The following is a 16,438-nucleotide window of genomic DNA, read 5'->3' as shown; positions in this document are numbered from 1 at the left end:
CGGTGTGCCTGCTCAATCGAAACCCAGCAGGTCGAAGATGTCGCGGTCCTTCATGGGCACGGCGGCCAGCGGCTCCACACCGAGCCAGAGCGAGGCGGCCAGGCGCATGTATTCCTTCTTCACCGCTTCGAGCTCGGGCGATGTCTCCATCTCGAACAAGGTGCTCTTCTTCAGGCGGCTGCGGCGGATCACGTCCAGGTCGGGGAAGTGCGCCGCCAGCTTCAGACCGATCTGGTTGTTGTACTTGTCGATCTGGTCGGTGGCCGAACTGCGGTTGGCGATCACGCCGCCCAGCCGCACGTTGTAGTTCTTCGCCTTGGCACCAATCGCCTGCACGATGCGGTTCATCGCGAAGATCGAATCGAAGTCGTTGGCGGTGACGATGAGTGCGCGGTCGGCGTGTTGCAGCGGAGCAGCGAAGCCACCACACACCACGTCGCCCAGCACGTCGAAGATCACCACATCGGTGTCTTCGAGCAGGTGGTGCTCCTTGAGCAGCTTCACGGTCTGGCCGACCACGTAGCCACCGCAGCCGGTGCCCGCCGGCGGACCGCCGGCCTCCACGCACATCACGCCGTTGTAACCCGGGAAGACGAAGTCCTCCACGCGCAGTTCCTCGGCGTGGAAGTCGACCGTTTCCAGGACATCGATCACCGTGGGCAGCATCTTCTTGGTCAGGGTGAAGGTGCTGTCGTGCTTGGGATCGCAGCCGATCTGCAGCACGCGTTTGCCCAGGTGGGAAAACGCGGCCGACAGGTTCGAACTGGTGGTGCTCTTGCCGATGCCGCCCTTGCCATAAATGGCAAACACCTTGGCATTGCCGATCTTGAGAGAAGGGTCGAGCTGGACCTGAAGGCTGCCCTCCCCGTCTTCACGGCTGGACCGGCCGGAGGCACGCCTCAGGTCGGTCAGGGGAACGCTGGTTTCCATCATTCGGTAGCTCCTTCAAAAACACCTTCAAGCCGGTCCTCGAGTTCTTCGCTGGCCTGGCGCAGCGCCGCAAGCACCTCGGGATCGGGTTGCCAATATTGGCGGTCGGACGCTTCGAGCAAGCGGTTGGCCACCCGCGCCGAAGCGGTCGGGTTGAGTCTGGCCAGGCGGTTGCGCATCTGGGGGTCGAGCATGAAGGTCTCGCTCAGTTGTTCGTACACCCAGGGCTGCACCTGCCCCGTGGTGGCCGACCAGCCCATGGTGTTGGTCACATGCACTTCAATCTGTCGCACGCCCTCGTAACCGCTCTCCAGCATGCCCTCGTACCACTTGGGGTTGAGCATGCGGGTGCGGGTCTCGAGTGCCACCTGTTCCTTGAGGCTGCGCACGGCGCCATCACCCTTGGTCTGGTCGCCGATGTAGACCGGTGGCGTGATGCCGCCCCGCGCACGCTTGACCGCCTGCGTGATGCCGCCCAGCGTGTCGAAGTAGTTGTCCACCGTGGTCACGCCGAGTTCGACCGAGTCGAGGTTCTGGTAGGTCAGCTCGACGTCGGCGAGCGCGCTTTGCAGCAGCGCGGTCTGCTGCACCGCCAGACCGGTGCGCCCGTAGGCAAAGCCCTTGCGCCGGCTGTAGGTCTCGGCGATTTCGTCGCCACCCGTCCAGCGGCTGCTCTCGATCAGGTTGTTGACGTTGGAGCCATAGGCACCCTCGGCGTTGCCGTAGACGCGCAGCGAGGCCGTCTCCAGGGTGCAGCCGTGCTCCTTCTGGTAAGCCAGCGCGTGCTTGCGGATCCAGTTCTGCTCCACCGCTTCGTCGGCCGAGGCGGCCATGAACGCGGCTTCGGCCAGCATGCGGATCTGCAGCGGCATGAGGTCGCGGAAGATACCCGAGAGCGTGATCACCACATCGATGCGCGGGCGGCCGAGTGTGGCCAGGGGAACGAGCGTGGCGCCGGCAATGCGGCCGTAGCTGTCGAAGCGCGGCAGTGCACCCATGAGCGCCATGGCCTGGGCGATCGGAGCGCCTTCGTTCTTCAGGTTGTCGCTGCCCCAGAGCACCATGGCCACCGACTCGGGCAAGGCGTTGGACTCCTGCATGTGGCGGTCCAGCAGGCGCTGTGCCTGCTCGGCGCCGTCTTTCACCGCGAACGCGCTCGGAATGCGGAACGGATCGAAGCCGTGCAGGTTGCGTCCGGTGGGCAACACCGCCGGCGTGCGCAGGATGTCGCCGCCGGGTGCGGGGCGGATGTAGCGGCCGTCCAGCGCACAGAGGATGGCATCGACTTCGGTGTCTTTGGCCAGCATGCGACCGGCATCGGCCAGGCCGTGCATGGCCAGCACGGTGCTGTCGTCGCTGTGCATGTGGCCCAGCTTCATGGCCTGCTCGACACTGTGACCGTCGACCAGCGCACGCACGGCTTCGCGCGTGGGACGCTGGCCTTCCCAGGCCTCGCTCATGGCCAGCAGCATGTCGACACACTCGGCTTCGCCGGGCGCGCGACCGGTCACGTGCAGGCCGCAGGGAATGAGGGTGTATTCGAGTTCCAGCACCTGCTGGGCGAGCACGAACACCTGTCGGTCTGCATCGCCGCCGGGCTCGGCATTCCACACCGGTTCGATGGACGCCAGATCGAGTGCAGCGGCCTGGGCCTGCAGCATCGCCACGCACTCCACGCGTTCGCGCGAGGTGGGCTCCAGTCCGCGCCAGCGCTCGATCGCCGATTTCAGATCGATCAATCCTTTGTAGAGCCCGGCCTGAGCCACCGGCGGCGTGAGGTAGCTGATCAGCGTGGCGCCCGAGCGGCGCTTGGCGATTGCGCCTTCCGAGGGGTTGTTGGAAGCGTAGAGGTAGATGTTGGGCAGATCGCCGATCAGGCGGTCGGGCCAGCAGTTGCCCGACATGCCGCTCTGTTTGCCGGGCATGAATTCGAGCGCGCCGTGGGTGCCGAAGTGCAGCACGGCATGGGCGTTGAAGTCTTCCCGCAGGTAACGGTAGAAGGCCGAGAACGCGTGCGTGGGCGACAGGCCCTTTTCGAACAGCAGGCGCATCGGGTCGCCTTCGTAGCCGAACGAAGGCTGCACCGCCACCAGCACGTTGCCGAACTGTTTGCCCAGCACCAGGATGTCACTGCCGTTGCTGAGCTGCTTGCCCGGCGCCGGACCCCACTGCGCCTCGATCTCGCTGAGCCAGCGCTCGCGCTTGACATGGTCGTCGGCGCTGATGAGGGTGTGCACGTTGGCATCGGCCCCGTGCAGCGCGGCGTTGCCTTCAAGGATGCCCTCGCGCAGGGCATCGATGCTCTCGGGCAGGTCCACCGTGTAGCCCTGTGCCTTCATCGCGGTCAGGGTGTGGAACATCGACTCGAACACCGACAGGTACGCGGCACTGCCGACGTTGCCGGCATTGGGCGGAAAGTTGAAGATCACCACCGCCACCCGGCGGCTGGCGCGCTCGCTGCGGCGCAGGCTCACCAGGCGCGACACCCGCGCGGCCAGCATGACGGCACGCTCGGGACACGATTGCATGTCCTGTGCACTGTCGCTTTCGTGGAAGGTGCACGCAAAGTGGCAGCCCGCGCAGGCCACGCCGACCGGGCCGGCGCGGCCCCCGAAGACGATGGGGCTGGTGGCGCCATCGAGCTCGGGAATGGCGACCATGATGGTGCTCTCCACCGGCAGCAGACCGCGCTCGGAGCCGCCCCACTGCGCGAGGTTCTGGAACTCCACCGGGTGCGCGGCCACGTAGGGCACATCGAGCTGGGCCAGAATCTCCTCGGCCGCCTTGGCGTCGTTGTAGGCCGGGCCCCCCACCAGCGAGAAGCCGGTGAGTGAGACCACGGCATCGACGATGCAACGGCCGTCCTGCATGAAGAAGGCTTCGATCGCGGGCCGGGCGTCCAGTCCGGCTGCAAACACGGGCACCACGCGCAGGCCACGGGCTTCCAGCGCAGCGATGGCGCCGTCGTAGTGCATCGAATTGCCCGACAGCAGGTAGGAGCGCAGCAGCAGCACACCCACCGTGCCGGTCACGGGACGCGCCGCCGGCATGGGCAAGGCGGCCACGTTGTCCGCCAGCCGCCCGGCCATGCGGGGGTGGTAGACACCCACCTCGGGGTACTCGATCGGCGGCTGCGCCTTGATCAGCGAGCGCATGACCTTGCGTTCGCCATCGGCACCACGGTTCACCACATGGCGCACCAGGTTGAGGATGTTTTCGTCAGAGCCGCCGAGCCAGTACTGCAACGTCATGAAGTAGGCACGCACGTCCTGCGCGGTGCCGGGCACGAAGCGCAGCAGTTGCGGAATGCGGCGCAGCATCTTCATTTGCGCCGCGCCGCCGGTGGCGGCCTTTTCCTTGCTGCCGCGCAGCTTCTTGAGCATGGCCATGGGGCCACTGGCGGGCTTGGCCATGTCGAAGTTGCCCAGGCGCGTGAGCTTGACCACCTCGGCCGCGGACGCCATGCAGATCATGGCGTCGCACAGATCGCGGCGGGCCTGCAGCGCGGGCAGGATGGGCAGGAAGTGGTCTTCCATGAAGAGCATGCCGGCCACGATGATGTCGGCGCTGGCGATGTCCTCGATACAGCGCTCGATGGCAGCCTCGTTGCCCGCGTACTCCGACGCGGCGTGCAGCGTGAGGGTGAGGCCCGGGATTTCGCTGTTCAGGGTGCGTTGCGCGCGCTCGATCGCCCCCGCCAGATGCGTGTCCATGGTCACCACCACCAGCCGCACGGGCAGCTGTGCGCTGGCCGGCGAGGTCTTAGCGCCCATAGTGAGCTTTGGCGTCATACAGCGTCTCCACGGTGATCAGGGACACCCCTCGGTCGATGGCAAAACGCTCGGTGTTGCGCTTGGCTTTTCCGCGAACGAAGAAGGGGATCTTTCGCAGTTCTTTTTCGGCATCGAGACCCCAGGTGGCCTCCTGCGGGGTGAGGGTCTCGTTGGCGGCCGACTGCTCCACCGGCGCGACGACGGCCGGGGGCACCTCGGCCTTGGGGACCACACCCCCGCCCAGGTGCGAGGGCGCGGCGTCCTCGTGGAATTCGGCATCCCCACGGAACATGCCGATCAGGTGCTCTTCAAGTCCCATCATGAGCGGGTGCACCCAGGTGTCGAACAGCACGTTGGCGCCTTCAAAACCCATTTGCGGCGAATAGCGTGCGGGGAAGTCCTGCACATGGACAGGCGCCGAGATCACGGCACACGGCACGCCCAGGCGCTTGGCGATGTGACGCTCCATCTGCGAGCCCAGCACCAGCTCGGGCTGCAACTCGGCGATGCGGGCCTCCACTTCGAGATAGTCATCGCTGATCAGGGCTTCCACGCCGTAAAGCGCGGCAGCGTCGCGCACCTCGCGCGCAAACTCGCGGCTGTAGGTGCCCAGGCCGACCACGGTGAAACCCATCTCCTGCGCGGCAATGCGTGCAGCCGCCACCACGTGGGTGGCGTCGCCGAACACGAACACGCGCTTGGAGGTGAGGTAGGTGGAGTCAACCGATTTCGCGTACCAGGGGGCGCGTGCTTCGGCGTTGGCCAACACGTCGGAAGGATCCACACCGGCGAGCTCGGCGACCTCCTGGATGAAGTCGCGGGTGGCGCCCGAGCCGATCGGCACGGTGCGGGTCGACGGCTGACCGAAGGTTCTTTTGAGCCAGCCGGCCGCCACGTTGGCGATTTCCGGGTAGAGCACCACATTGAAGTCGGCATCGCCCAGGCGGGCCATGTCGGCGGGTGAGGCGCCCAGCGGCGCCGTCACGTTGATGTCCACCCCCATGCCGGTGAGCAGGCCGGTGATCTCGCGCAGGTCGTCGCGGTGGCGAAAACCCAGCGCGGCAGGGCCCAGGATGTTGCAGCGGGCGCGCTCACCGGCCTGGCGCGGGGCGCGCTTGATGCTGGTGTCGGCCAGGTGGCGCACCATCTGATAGAAGGTTTCCGAGGCGCCCCAGTTTTCCTTGCGCTGGTAGGACGGCAACTCCAGCGCCACCACCGGCACGGGCAGGTCGAGCGCCTTGCACAGGCCACCCGGATCGTCCTGGATCAGCTCGGCGGTGCACGAGGAGCCAACCATCATGGCCTGGGGTTTGAAGCGCGCGTAGGCCTCGCGCGCCGCGTTCTTGAACAGCTCGGCGGTGTCGCCGCCCAGGTCGCGCGCCTGGAAGGTGGTGTAGGTCACCGGCGGACGCCTGGCATTGCGCTCGATCATGGTGAACAGCAGGTCGGCGTAGGTGTCGCCCTGCGGTGCGTGCAGCACGTAGTGCACGTCCTTCATCGCGGTGGCGATGCGCATCGCTCCCACGTGGGGAGGGCCTTCGTAGGTCCAGAGCGTGAGTTGCATGTTGGGTGTGCCGTGAAAAAGTCAGGCCGCCAGGCGCAGACGGCGCACCAGCGGACGGCTGAACAACTCGGCCAGATCGGCCGCCTGCTCGTAGCCCTGGATGGGGGTGAACACCAGTTCGATCGCCCACTTGGTGGTCAGGCCTTCGGCCTCCAGCGGGTTGGCCAGGCCCAGGCCGCAGACCACGATGTCGGGCTGGGCAGCGCGGCAGCGGTCGAGCTGGTTCTCCACGTGCTGGCCTTCGCTCAGGAACGTGCCTTCGGGCAGCAGCGCCAGTTCGTCGGCCATGTGCTGGCGATGCAGGTAGGGCGTGCCGACCTCGGACAGCACCATGCCGAGTTCGCGCGAAAGGAATCGGGCCAGCGGGATCTCGAGCTGGGAATCGGGAAAAAAGAAGATGCTCTTGCCGGCCAGCTGCGCGCGCTGGCGGGCCACGGCGGTGGTGGCGCGGTCGCGGGCCGGGGCAACGGCGGCGTCAAACGCTGCCGGGGCAACGCCGAAGGCCGTGGCCGCCGCCTGCAACCAGGCGGTGGTGCCTTCGACGCCCAGCGGAAACGGCGCTGGGAGCCGGGTGGCGCCTCGCGCCTCCAGCGCCAGGGCGGTGTCGGCCAGGAACGGCTGGGCCAGCAAGAACACGGTGTCCGGACCGACCGTGGGCATCTGCGTGGCCTGACGAGGGGGGAAAAACTGCACCGGACCGATGCCCAGCTGCTTGAACAGTCGGGCGAACTGGTCTTCCACCACATCGGCCAGCGCCCCCACCACCATCAGCGAGGCGGGCGCGCCGGCCACGGAGGGCGGCAGCACCGGCACCAGCGAGGCGAGGCAGGCGTCTTCGCCCTGGGTGAAGGTGGTCTCGATGCCGCTGCCCGAGTAGTTGAGCACCCGCACATCGGGCGAGAAGCGGCCGGACAGTCGGGACGCGGCACGCGACAGGTCGAGCTTGATGACCTCGGACGGGCACGAGCCCACCAGGAACAGCAGCTTGATTTCAGGGCGGCGCTCGATCAGGCGGGTGACCACCCGGTCCAGCTCTTCGTTGCAATCGGCCAGGCCCGCCAGATCGCGCTCGTCGATGATGGCGGTGGCGAAACGCGGCTCGGCAAAGATCATCACGCCGGCGGCGCTCTGGATCAGGTGCGCACAGGTGCGCGAGCCCACCACCAGGAAAAACGCGTCCTGGATCTTGCGGTGCAGCCAGATGATGCCGGTAAGACCGCAGAACACCTCGCGCTGGCCGCGTTCCTTGAGCACGGGCGCATCGAGGCAACCCCGGGACGCCAACTGGATCGGAATGACCGGGCTCACTGGAGCACCCTCGCGCGGCGAGCTGGCTTCAAAACGGTCCGCCACCGCGCTCATGCCTGCACCGCCACGGTGCCCGACGGGCTCTGGAGCCGCGCCATGCGCAGCTTGTAGATGAACTGGCCGGCGTTGACCACGTAGGTGGCGTAGGCGGCGAGCGCCAGCCAGGCCAGGCCGCGGGCATCGAGCCAGCCACCGAACAAGGCCACCAAGTAGGCCGTGTGCAAGGCCAGCACCAGCATGCTGAACACGTCTTCCCAATAGAAGGCCGGAGCAAACAGATAACGACCGAAGACCACCTTTTCCCAGATGCACCCGGTGACCATGATGGTGTAGAGCGTGAGGGTCTTGACCACCACCGAGACCGTGGCAGCCGTCTGCCCGTCTCCGGTGGCCAGAAAGCGCAGCACCAGCACAAGACTGACCAGGAACACCAGGAATTGCACCGGCGCCAGAATCCCCTGCACCAGCGTCCACACCGAGGCGTCTCGCCGCACCCGCTCTTCGGGGGTGTACAGGGGACGGCTCGCAGGCCGCTGGCGGTCGGGTTGCATCGGTTGTGTCTCCATGTCCATGGGAAATCGCTTGGGTCCAATTTAGATGCTCCCGCTGTTTGTGTCAACTTAACTTGACGTATTTTTTGATTGACACATGCAGACGTCCCCAGTACATTTTTTTGGACAGATTCCGAAATGTTTTGACGCATCCAGTTGACAGCAGTACAACGCGTCCGAGGGAGCTGGCACCAGGCACGCCGCCGGTCAGTCAGCCCTCGACGGACAGCACCCCGTTATTTCTGATTTCGTAAGAAAGCTCCGGCAAGCACCGTGGCCCCTGCGTATCGGCATCGCGCACCCGCGCCAGGAGACAGGCACATGGGCTCTTATTCCCGGCAAACGCCGGCTTCCGAGGCAGAACTCTTCGGGACGCCCTCCCCGGACGGCTGGCCCGACGGCATGTGTGCGCCTTCAGGCCCACCCGGCATCGACGACCTTCTTCGCATGGAACCGGTGGAAGCCTCCGGCGACGACGGCCTGCGGGCGGTGCTGCTGGCCAAGGCGGTGGAATACGAGATCATTCCCCGGCTGATGCTCGCGCACCGTGTATCCCATGAAGGGGGGGTCCAGCCCGTCTCCGAGGGCCGGCAGGTGTCTGCCGAGGACGTGATTCCATTCGCCGGGATGGTGCTGCACGAGGACGACGACGCGCTGCGCAATTTCGTGGCTGCGCTGCGCGGTCGTGGTGTGTCCACCGAATCGATCTTCCTGGACTTGCTCGCGCCGGTGGCCCGCTACCTGGGTGAGTTGTGGGAGCGCGATCTGTGCTCCTTCACCGAGGTCACCGTGGCGCTGGGGCGGCTGCAGCAGTTGCTGCGTGAGAACAGCAACGCGTTTTCCCAGTTCGACCGCGAAGGCGGCCGGGCGCATGCACGACGTGTCCTGTTGATGCCTTGCCCGGGGGAACAGCACACGTTCGGGCTGTCACTGGTGGGCGAGTTTTTTCACCGGGCCGGCTGGGAAGTGATCACGAGTTTCGTGGCCTCCGATGGTGCACCCGGCATGGTCCAGAAAGATTGGTACGACGTGGTCGGTTTCTCGCTCGCCTGCGAGACCGGCATCGAGCGCCTGAGCGACACGATGGCGCAAGTCCGGCGCAAAAGCCTCAATCCCGGCGTCTCTATAATTGCCGGCGGGGCCATCTTTGCCTTGCGCCCGGATTTCGGTCACCAGCTGCCCGCCGATGCCATCATCACCGACGGACCTGCTGCCCCGGCTCTGGCAGAAAAACTTCTGGCCGACAACCAGGTGAGACGTCAGCTTGAAGCCCGCTCGCCCACATATTGATCTTGCCAGTACCACGAAAGTCCAACATGTCGCAGGCGTCACAGGCCTATGTCCACAGGCCCTTTCAAAAGGCCGACCAGTTCCTGGCCGGTCTGGACGCAGAGGCGGCAGCGGAACTCGTGACCGCCTCGGCTGACGTGGTCCTGATCCTGGACAACGAGGGCGTGATCCAGGACATGGCCCTGATCGGCAAGGACATGATGGGCCTGGGCTGCCAGGACTGGATCGGCAAGCCCTGGTCCCAGACGGTCACGATCGAGAGCAAGCCCAAGATCGAGGACCTGCTCGGTCCGCAGGACGACCAGGGGCCTGAGAGCATCCGCTGGCGCCATGTGAACCATCCCATGAGCGACCGGGCCGACCTGCCCTTGTCCTACTCGGTGGTTCAGGTTCTTCGCAAGACTCAGGGCCAGGCCGACCAGGTCTCCCACAGCGTGGCGTTCGGCCGCGACCTGCGCGGCCAGGTGGCGCTGCAGCAGCGCCTGGTCTCGGCGCAGCAGTCCATGGAGCGCGACTACTGGCGTCTGCGCCAGGTGGAAACGCGCTACCGCCTGCTGTTCCAGATGGCCTCCGAGCCCGTGCTCATTCTGGAAGGCTCGATCGACAAGCTCGAGGAAGCCAACCCCGCGGCCCACGAACTGTTCGGCGAACCGTCGCGCCTGCCCGGCTGGACCCTGCTCAGCAGCCTCGACGTGGCCAGCCAGACGGCGGTGCGCGACATGCTCGACCGCTTGCGCTCCAGCGGCCGCGCCGATCCCTGCACCATCCGTCTGGTCGATTCCACGCAGGACATGGTGGTGTCTGCCTCTCAGTTCCGGCAGGAAAACACCCTGCACTTCCTGCTGCGCTTCACCCGCCCGATGGACATGGCAGCGCCCAGCATGGCGGCCAGCAAGCGCCAGCTGCTCCAGGTGATGGAGAGTGCACCCGATGCGCTGGTCGTGACCGATCTCGACGGTCGTATCCTGAGCGCCAACCGCGCGTTCCTCGAACTCGGTCAGCTCGGCAGCGAAGACCAGGCCCGGGGCGAAGTGCTGGAAAAATGGCTGGGGCGCACCGGCGTGGATTTCCGCGTGTTGCTCACCAACCTGCGACAACACGGCAGCGTGCGCCTGTTTGCCACGCAGCTGCGCGGCGAATACGGCTCCACCTCCGAGGTCGAGATCTCGGCGGTGGCGGTGAACGCCGGTTCCCAGCGGTGTCTGGGCTTCACCATCCGCGATGTGGGCCGGCGCCTGGGCATTGAAACCCGCGCCAGCAAGGAACTGCCCCGCTCGGCCAGCCAGATGACCGAGCTGGTGGGCCGCCTGCCGCTCAAGGACATCGTGCGAGAAACCACCGACCTGATCGAGCAGCTCTGCATTGAAGCCGCGCTCGAACTCACCGGTGACAACCGCGCATCCGCTGCGGAAATGCTCGGCCTTTCGCGCCAGAGCCTCTACATCAAGCTGCGCCGCTTCGGCATCCTCGAAGGCGTTGGCGAAGACACGCACTGAGGGAAACACCCCCCGCGCCGCTTTGCGGCTCCCCCCTCTCTCGCCTGCGGCGGGAGGGGGGCGGCACCTGGGACCGGCGCAGCCGGATCCGCGGTGCCCCTGAAAATGACCAGTCGCTCCGGCTGGTTTTTTTTCGTCCGGTCGGCTTCCCGGAGCTTCGGCTTGCCCGGGTTTTCCCTTGGTTGACACTTCATGTGTCATTTTTCTTTGACACTTGTTCGTGAGAGAGGTACAACCTTTCCCATGCAACTCCCGGCGCTTTCGGCTGTCACCGAGCTCTTCAAACCCATCACCTGGTTTCCACCGATGTGGGCGTTTGCCTGCGGGGTGGTGGCCTCCGGTGTGTCGATGGACGGGCGCTGGTTGCTGGCGGCGGTGGGCGTGGCGCTGGCCGGGCCGCTGGTGTGCGCCACCAGTCAGGCGGTGAACGACTGGTACGACCGCCATGTGGATGCCATCAACGAGCCGCAGCGACCGATCCCGTCCGGCCGCATCCCCGGCCATTGGGGCCTGTACCTGGCCGTTCTCTGGACCGCGGTGTCGCTGGCGGTGGCGACCTTGCTGGGTCCCTGGGGCTTCGGCGCCGCTGCACTCGGGCTGTTGCTGGCCTGGGCCTACAGCGCGCCACCGGTGCGCCTGAAAGAAAACGGCTGGTGGGGCAATGCGGCCTGCGGCATCAGCTACGAGGGCATCGCCTGGATCACCGGCGCGGCCGTCATGGCCGGCGGCGCCATGCCCGGCGGCGAATCGCTGGTGCTGGCCGCGCTCTACAGCGCCGGCACCCACGGCATCATGACGCTCAACGATTTCAAGGCGGTGGCGGGCGACCGCCAGATGGGCGTGCGCTCCCTGCCGGTGCAGCTGGGCGTGGACCGAGCTGCTCGCGTGGCCTGCTGGTTCATGGCCGTGCCGCAGTTGGTGGTGATCGCGCTGCTGCTGGCCTGGGGCCAGCCCTGGCACGCCGCCGGAGTGACGGCCTTGCTGCTGGCGCAGGGCGTGATGATGCGCCGCTTCCTCGCCGACCCCACCCCCCGCGCGCTCTGGTACAGCGGTTTCGGTGTGCCCCTGTTCGTTTCAGGAATGATGGTCAGCGCCTTCGCCCTGCGGTCCATGACGGGAGCGGGCGCATGACACCGTTCGGCTGGGGCAGCATCGCGCGCCTCGGTCTGGTGCAGATGGCCCTGGGGGCCATCGTGGTGCTGACCACCTCCACCCTGAACCGCGTGATGGTGGTCGAGCTGGCCTTGCCCGCCCTGTTGCCGGGCATGCTGGTGGCCTTGCATTACCTGGTGCAGATCGCGCGACCCCGCATGGGTCACGGCTCTGACGTGGGCGGGCGCCGCACACCCTGGATCGTGGGCGGCATGGCGGTGCTGGGCATCGGCGGCGTGGTGGCGGCGCTGGGCACGGTGTGGATGGCCACCGATCGCGCATCCGGCATCGCGCTGGCCGTGCTCGGATTTGCGCTGGTGGGCCTGGGCGTGAGCGCCAGCGGCACCTCGCTGCTGGTGATGCTGGCCAAACGCGTGCCGGCCGGGCGCCGGGCGGGTGCGGCCACCCTGGTCTGGATGATGATGATCGCAGGCTTTGCACTCACCGCCGGACTGGCCGGCCACTTTCTCGAGCCCTACTCACCCGAACGCCTTCTGGCGGTCACCGCCGGCGTGTCACTGATCGCCTTTGTGCTCGCGCTGGCGGCCCTGCGCGGGCTGGAGGGCGAACAGGCACGGTACGAGCGCCCAGACGGCGACGCACCCGGCTTCAAGGAGGCACTGGCCCAGGTGTGGGAAGAACCGGTGGCACGGCGCTTAACCATCTTCGTGTTTGTCTCGATGCTGGCCTACAGCGCGCAAGACCTGATCCTGGAGCCGTTTGCCGGCACGGTGTTCGGCTACACGCCGGGCGAATCCACCCAGCTCTCGGGTGTTCAGCACGGCGGTGTGCTGGCCGGCATGTTGCTGGTGGCGTTTTCCGGCGCGTTGGCGGCGCGCTTCCCCTCGCACAGGATGCTGGGCCGCATCGGTTCCCTGCGCGGCTGGACCATCGGCGGCTGCATCGCCTCGGCCCTGGCCCTGCTGGGTCTGACACTGGCGGGCCTGCACGGCGAGGGCGCACCGCTGAAGGCCACGGTGTTTGCCCTGGGCCTGGCCAACGGTGCGTTCTCCATTGGTGCCATCGGCTCGATGATGCGGCTGGCCAGCGAAGGCCGGCAGGCGCGCGAAGGGGTGCGCATGGGCCTGTGGGGCGCGGCACAGGCGGTGGCCTTCGGGCTCGGTGGCCTGGTGGGCACCGGGGCCAGCGACCTCGCGCGCTGGCTGATCGCCACACCGGGATCGGCCTACGCCACGGTGTTCGCCCTCGAAGCCCTGCTGTTCCTGCTTTCGGCCGCGCTGGCCTGGCGCATCTCGGCCCCCACGCCGTCACACGCTGCCCGGGCCCTGGTCCGGAGCTCCCCTTTCCCCAACGCCGGTGACGCTTTCGCCGTCGGCCCCAACCCCAGGCAACTGTCATGAACACAGAAGAAATCTTCGACGTGGTGGTGATCGGTGGCGGCCCTGCCGGCGCCACGGCAGCACACGAGCTTGCCCGCCAGGGCCGTTCGGTGCTGCTGCTCGATCGCGCCGGCCGCATCAAGCCGTGTGGCGGCGCCATTCCGCCGCGCCTGATCAAGGATTTCGAGATCCCCGACGAGCTGCTGGTGGCCAAGGCGCAGTGCGCGCGCATGATCGCGCCGTCGAACAAACACGTCGACATCCCGATCGACAACGGCTTTGTCGGCATGGTCAACCGCGACACGTTCGACGAATGGCTGCGCGCGCGCGCTGCCACCGCAGGTGCCGAGCGACGCACTGGCCTGTTCGAAAAAATCAGCCGCGACCCCGATGGCACCAGCGTCGTGCACTACACCGCTCGAGAGCGCAACCAGCGCACAGAGGGCACGCCGGCGCGGGTGCGCGCACGCGTGATCGTCGGTGCCGATGGCGCGAAGTCACAGGTGGCCCGCCAGGGCGGCGTGCCCGGCGTGGAGGACACCCAGTACGTGTTCGCCTACCACGAGATCGTGCGCGCACCCGCCCCCGGGGTGCAGCCCGCCGGCTACGACGGCACGCGCTGCGACGTCTATTACCAGGGCCGTTTCTCTCCCGACTTCTACGGCTGGGTGTTTCCGCACGGGGACACCATGAGCATTGGCACCGGCAGCGCCGACAAGGGCTTCTCGTTGCGCGGCTCGGTTCAGAAGATGCGCGAAGCGAGTGGTCTGGCGGGATGCGAGACGCTGCGCCGCGAAGGCGCACCACTGCCCATGAAACCGCTCAAACGCTGGGACAACGGCCGCGACGTGGTGCTCGCAGGGGACGCAGCCGGCGTGGTGGCACCGGCTTCGGGTGAGGGCATTTACTACGCCATGCTCGGCGGGGAACTGGCTGCACAGGCCGCGCATGAACTGCTGGCCACTGGTGATGTGCGTGCGCTCAAGCTGGCACGCAAGCGCTTCATGAAGCTGCACGGCACCGTCTTCATGGTGCTCGGCATCATGCAGTGGTTCTGGTATGTCAACGAGAAGCGCCGCGAGCGTTTCGTGAAGATCTGCGAAGACCGCGACGTCCAGCAACTCACGTTCGAGTCCTACATGAACAAGCAGCTCGCGCGCAAGAAACCGATGGCGCATGTGCGCATTTTTCTGAAGGACATGAGCCACCTGCTGGGCTTTGCGCGCGTGTGACGGACTTCTGGCCGATCCGCTGGCTGCTCGACGCCGTCATCGTTTTCACCGTGCTAGAGGGGGTGGGTCTGTGGCTTTACCACCGCATCTCAGGCCGTGGCCTGGCGCCACGCGAATACGCCTTGAACATGCTCTCGGGCCTGTGCCTGATGCTGGCCGTGCGTGCGGCTCTGGGCGGGCTGGCCTGGCCCTGGGTCGCCGTGTGCCTGAGCGCATCGGGCGTGGCACACGGCTGGGACATCGTGAAGCGCTGGCAGCGCCAGCGCCCCACTCAGGCGGTGGTCAGCCGGCCTTCTTGACGTAGGCGCTGCACCAGCCCTTGCCGGCCACCAGCTTGCCGGGAAACAGGGCGCAAGGGCCCGCCGGGTCGGTGGCTTTGGCCGCATAGAGCTGGCAGTTGCTGCACAGCTGCGTGGCGGCATGCTTGGGATACTTCTTGGCGTCCACCTTGGTGGAGTCGGCCACATAGCCGAGTGCGGCAGCCTGGGCGTCTTTCTCGTTGACCATGGCGGCCTGGGCCTGGGCCGCAGACGCGGCCATCAGAGCCGTGCTGCCGGCCGCGACCTGAAGCATGAAAACGCGACGATTCGAACCGTTCATTGTTGACCTCGTGGGAAATTGCAAGATTGCAGGCGGATGCTACGCCTCGCGGGCTGGTTTGCGGCACGAGCCGCCGAGCGCTTGAGCAAAGCAGTAGTCCATTGCAGGGGCGGGCTTTTGCCAGCGGGAGGACGGCAGGTCAGCCCGGCTGCGTCGGGGGCGAGCGGCGGTACGTACACTTGGCAAAACAAACCGCCCATGACTCCCCAAGACTACGTTCAGCAAAAAGCCGCAGCGTCGGGCAGCAGCTTTTACTACGCCTTCCTGTTCCTGCCCGCCGAGCGACGCGCCGCGATCACCGCGTTCTACGCGTTCTGCCGCGAGGTGGACGACGTGGTGGACGAGGTGAGCGACCCGGCACTGGCGCAAACCAAACTGGCCTGGTGGCGGCGCGAAGTGGCGCAGGCCTTTGCCGGCGCCCCCACCCACCCGGTGATGCGTGCGCTGATGCCCCTGAGCGCGACCTACGGCATCGAAGCCCGGCACCTGAGCGCCGTGATCGACGGTTGCCAGATGGACCTGGAGCAGAACCGCTACCTGGATTTCGCCAACCTGCAGCGCTACTGCCACCTCGTGGCCGGCGTGGTGGGTGAAGTGGCCGCCAACATTTTTGGCCAGACGCAGCTGCAGACCACCGCCTACGCGCACCGCCTGGGCCTGGCGTTCCAGCTCACCAACATCGTGCGCGATGTGGGCGAAGACGCTGCTCGCGGGCGCATCTACCTGCCGGTCAACGAACTGCAGAGTTTCAACGTGAGGGCGCACGAGTTGCTGCAGCGCGGCGCCGCACCCGGCACCGACGTGGCCGACTTCAACCGCCGCTTCACCGCCCTCATGCAGTTCCAGTGCACGCGTGCGCTGCAGACCTACGACGACGCGCTGGCCCTGCTGCCTGCGGCCGACCGCCGCGCCCAGAAGCCCGGGCTGATGATGGCCAGCATCTACCGCACCTTGCTGCGCGAGATCGCCGCCGACCCGCTGCTGGTGCTGACGCAGCGCGTGAGCCTGACGCCCTTGCGCAAGTTCTGGCTCGCCTGGAAAGTCCAGGCCCTGGGCAGGTTGTGAGTCCGTTGCCCCCACGCTCCCCCGCTGCGCGTGGTCCGCTGCCCCCCGAGGGGGCTGACCCGCCTTGGGGCGGCCCGGCGGCGAGTCCGTTGCCCCCACGCTCCCCCGCTGCGCGTGGTCCGCTGCCCCCCGAGGGG

At 66.9% G+C, this 16,438-nt stretch carries 13 protein-coding genes; 7 read left to right on the top strand and 6 right to left on the bottom strand.

What is annotated here, in order from left to right:
• Nucleotides 1-12 precede the first annotated feature (12 nt).
• Genes bchL through bchF form a run of 5 tightly spaced genes read right to left on the bottom strand, consistent with a single transcriptional unit; the run spans nucleotide 13 to nucleotide 8,126 of the window.
• A complete protein-coding gene (gene bchL / locus QUV35_RS03250) occupies nucleotides 13-933 on the bottom strand; it encodes a ferredoxin:protochlorophyllide reductase (ATP-dependent) iron-sulfur ATP-binding protein (RefSeq protein WP_069046106.1) in 921 nt (306 codons plus the stop codon).
• Nucleotides 930-4,721 (bottom strand): magnesium chelatase subunit H, encoded by a 3,792-nt coding sequence (locus tag QUV35_RS03245; RefSeq protein WP_300870826.1) that lies wholly within the window; start codon nucleotides 4,719-4,721, stop codon nucleotides 930-932. Before QUV35_RS03245 ends, bchL begins: the two co-directional genes overlap by 4 nt.
• Nucleotides 4,693-6,267, bottom strand: a complete 1,575-nt coding sequence (gene bchB / locus QUV35_RS03240; RefSeq protein ID WP_300870824.1) for a ferredoxin:protochlorophyllide reductase (ATP-dependent) subunit B — start codon at nucleotides 6,265-6,267, stop codon at nucleotides 4,693-4,695. The genes QUV35_RS03245 and bchB overlap by 29 nt, the downstream gene beginning before the upstream one ends.
• Before the next feature lie 21 nt (nucleotides 6,268-6,288).
• Nucleotides 6,289-7,629 (bottom strand): ferredoxin:protochlorophyllide reductase (ATP-dependent) subunit N, encoded by a 1,341-nt coding sequence (locus QUV35_RS03235; protein ID WP_300870822.1) that lies wholly within the window; start codon nucleotides 7,627-7,629, stop codon nucleotides 6,289-6,291.
• Nucleotides 7,626-8,126, bottom strand: coding sequence for a 2-vinyl bacteriochlorophyllide hydratase (bchF, locus tag QUV35_RS03230; RefSeq protein ID WP_300870820.1), 501 nt, complete (start codon nucleotides 8,124-8,126; stop codon nucleotides 7,626-7,628). Before bchF ends, QUV35_RS03235 begins: the two co-directional genes overlap by 4 nt.
• 321 nt (nucleotides 8,127-8,447) lie before the next feature.
• Between bchF and QUV35_RS03225 the strand changes: the two genes are divergently transcribed.
• From QUV35_RS03225 to QUV35_RS03200, 6 genes are all read left to right on the top strand, one after another.
• On the top strand, nucleotides 8,448-9,416 hold the full coding sequence (locus QUV35_RS03225; RefSeq protein WP_300870818.1) for a B12-binding domain-containing protein: 969 nt from the start codon (nucleotides 8,448-8,450) through the stop codon (nucleotides 9,414-9,416).
• A 26-nt stretch (nucleotides 9,417-9,442) separates the two neighbouring features.
• Entirely contained in the window at nucleotides 9,443-10,912 is a 1,470-nt protein-coding gene (gene ppsR / locus QUV35_RS03220) for a transcriptional regulator PpsR (protein ID WP_300870816.1), read from the top strand.
• 243 nt (nucleotides 10,913-11,155) lie between these two features.
• Entirely contained in the window at nucleotides 11,156-12,043 is an 888-nt protein-coding gene (chlG, locus tag QUV35_RS03215) for a chlorophyll synthase ChlG (RefSeq protein ID WP_300870814.1), read from the top strand.
• Nucleotides 12,040-13,425 carry a BCD family MFS transporter gene (locus QUV35_RS03210; protein ID WP_300870812.1) on the top strand — a complete coding sequence of 462 codons (1,386 nt, stop codon included), beginning with the start codon at nucleotides 12,040-12,042 and terminating at the stop codon, nucleotides 13,423-13,425. Before chlG ends, QUV35_RS03210 begins: the two co-directional genes overlap by 4 nt.
• Nucleotides 13,422-14,636: a geranylgeranyl diphosphate reductase gene (locus tag QUV35_RS03205; protein ID WP_300870810.1), complete on the top strand. Its 1,215-nt coding sequence runs from the start codon at nucleotides 13,422-13,424 to the stop codon at nucleotides 14,634-14,636. The genes QUV35_RS03210 and QUV35_RS03205 overlap by 4 nt, the downstream gene beginning before the upstream one ends.
• A complete protein-coding gene (locus QUV35_RS03200) occupies nucleotides 14,633-14,935 on the top strand; it encodes a hypothetical protein (RefSeq protein ID WP_300870808.1) in 303 nt (100 codons plus the stop codon). The genes QUV35_RS03205 and QUV35_RS03200 overlap by 4 nt, the downstream gene beginning before the upstream one ends.
• Here QUV35_RS03200 and QUV35_RS03195 read toward each other — a convergent pair.
• Entirely contained in the window at nucleotides 14,919-15,236 is a 318-nt protein-coding gene (locus tag QUV35_RS03195; protein ID WP_300870806.1) for a high-potential iron-sulfur protein, read from the bottom strand. The two genes, QUV35_RS03200 and QUV35_RS03195, sit on opposite strands and share 17 nt — an antisense overlap.
• A gap of 198 nt (nucleotides 15,237-15,434) precedes the next feature.
• Here QUV35_RS03195 and hpnD point away from each other — a divergent pair, with 198 nt between their 5' ends.
• Nucleotides 15,435-16,301, top strand: a complete 867-nt coding sequence (gene hpnD, locus QUV35_RS03190; protein WP_300870804.1) for a presqualene diphosphate synthase HpnD — start codon at nucleotides 15,435-15,437, stop codon at nucleotides 16,299-16,301.
• The last annotated feature ends 137 nt before the right edge of the window (nucleotides 16,302-16,438 follow it).

The sequence above is a fragment of the Hydrogenophaga sp. genome, from assembly GCF_030373225.1.
Taxonomy (GTDB): domain Bacteria; phylum Pseudomonadota; class Gammaproteobacteria; order Burkholderiales; family Burkholderiaceae_C; genus Hydrogenophaga.
Note: the sequence above shows the minus strand (reverse complement) of the source record. Positions and strands in the feature narration are given on the sequence as shown.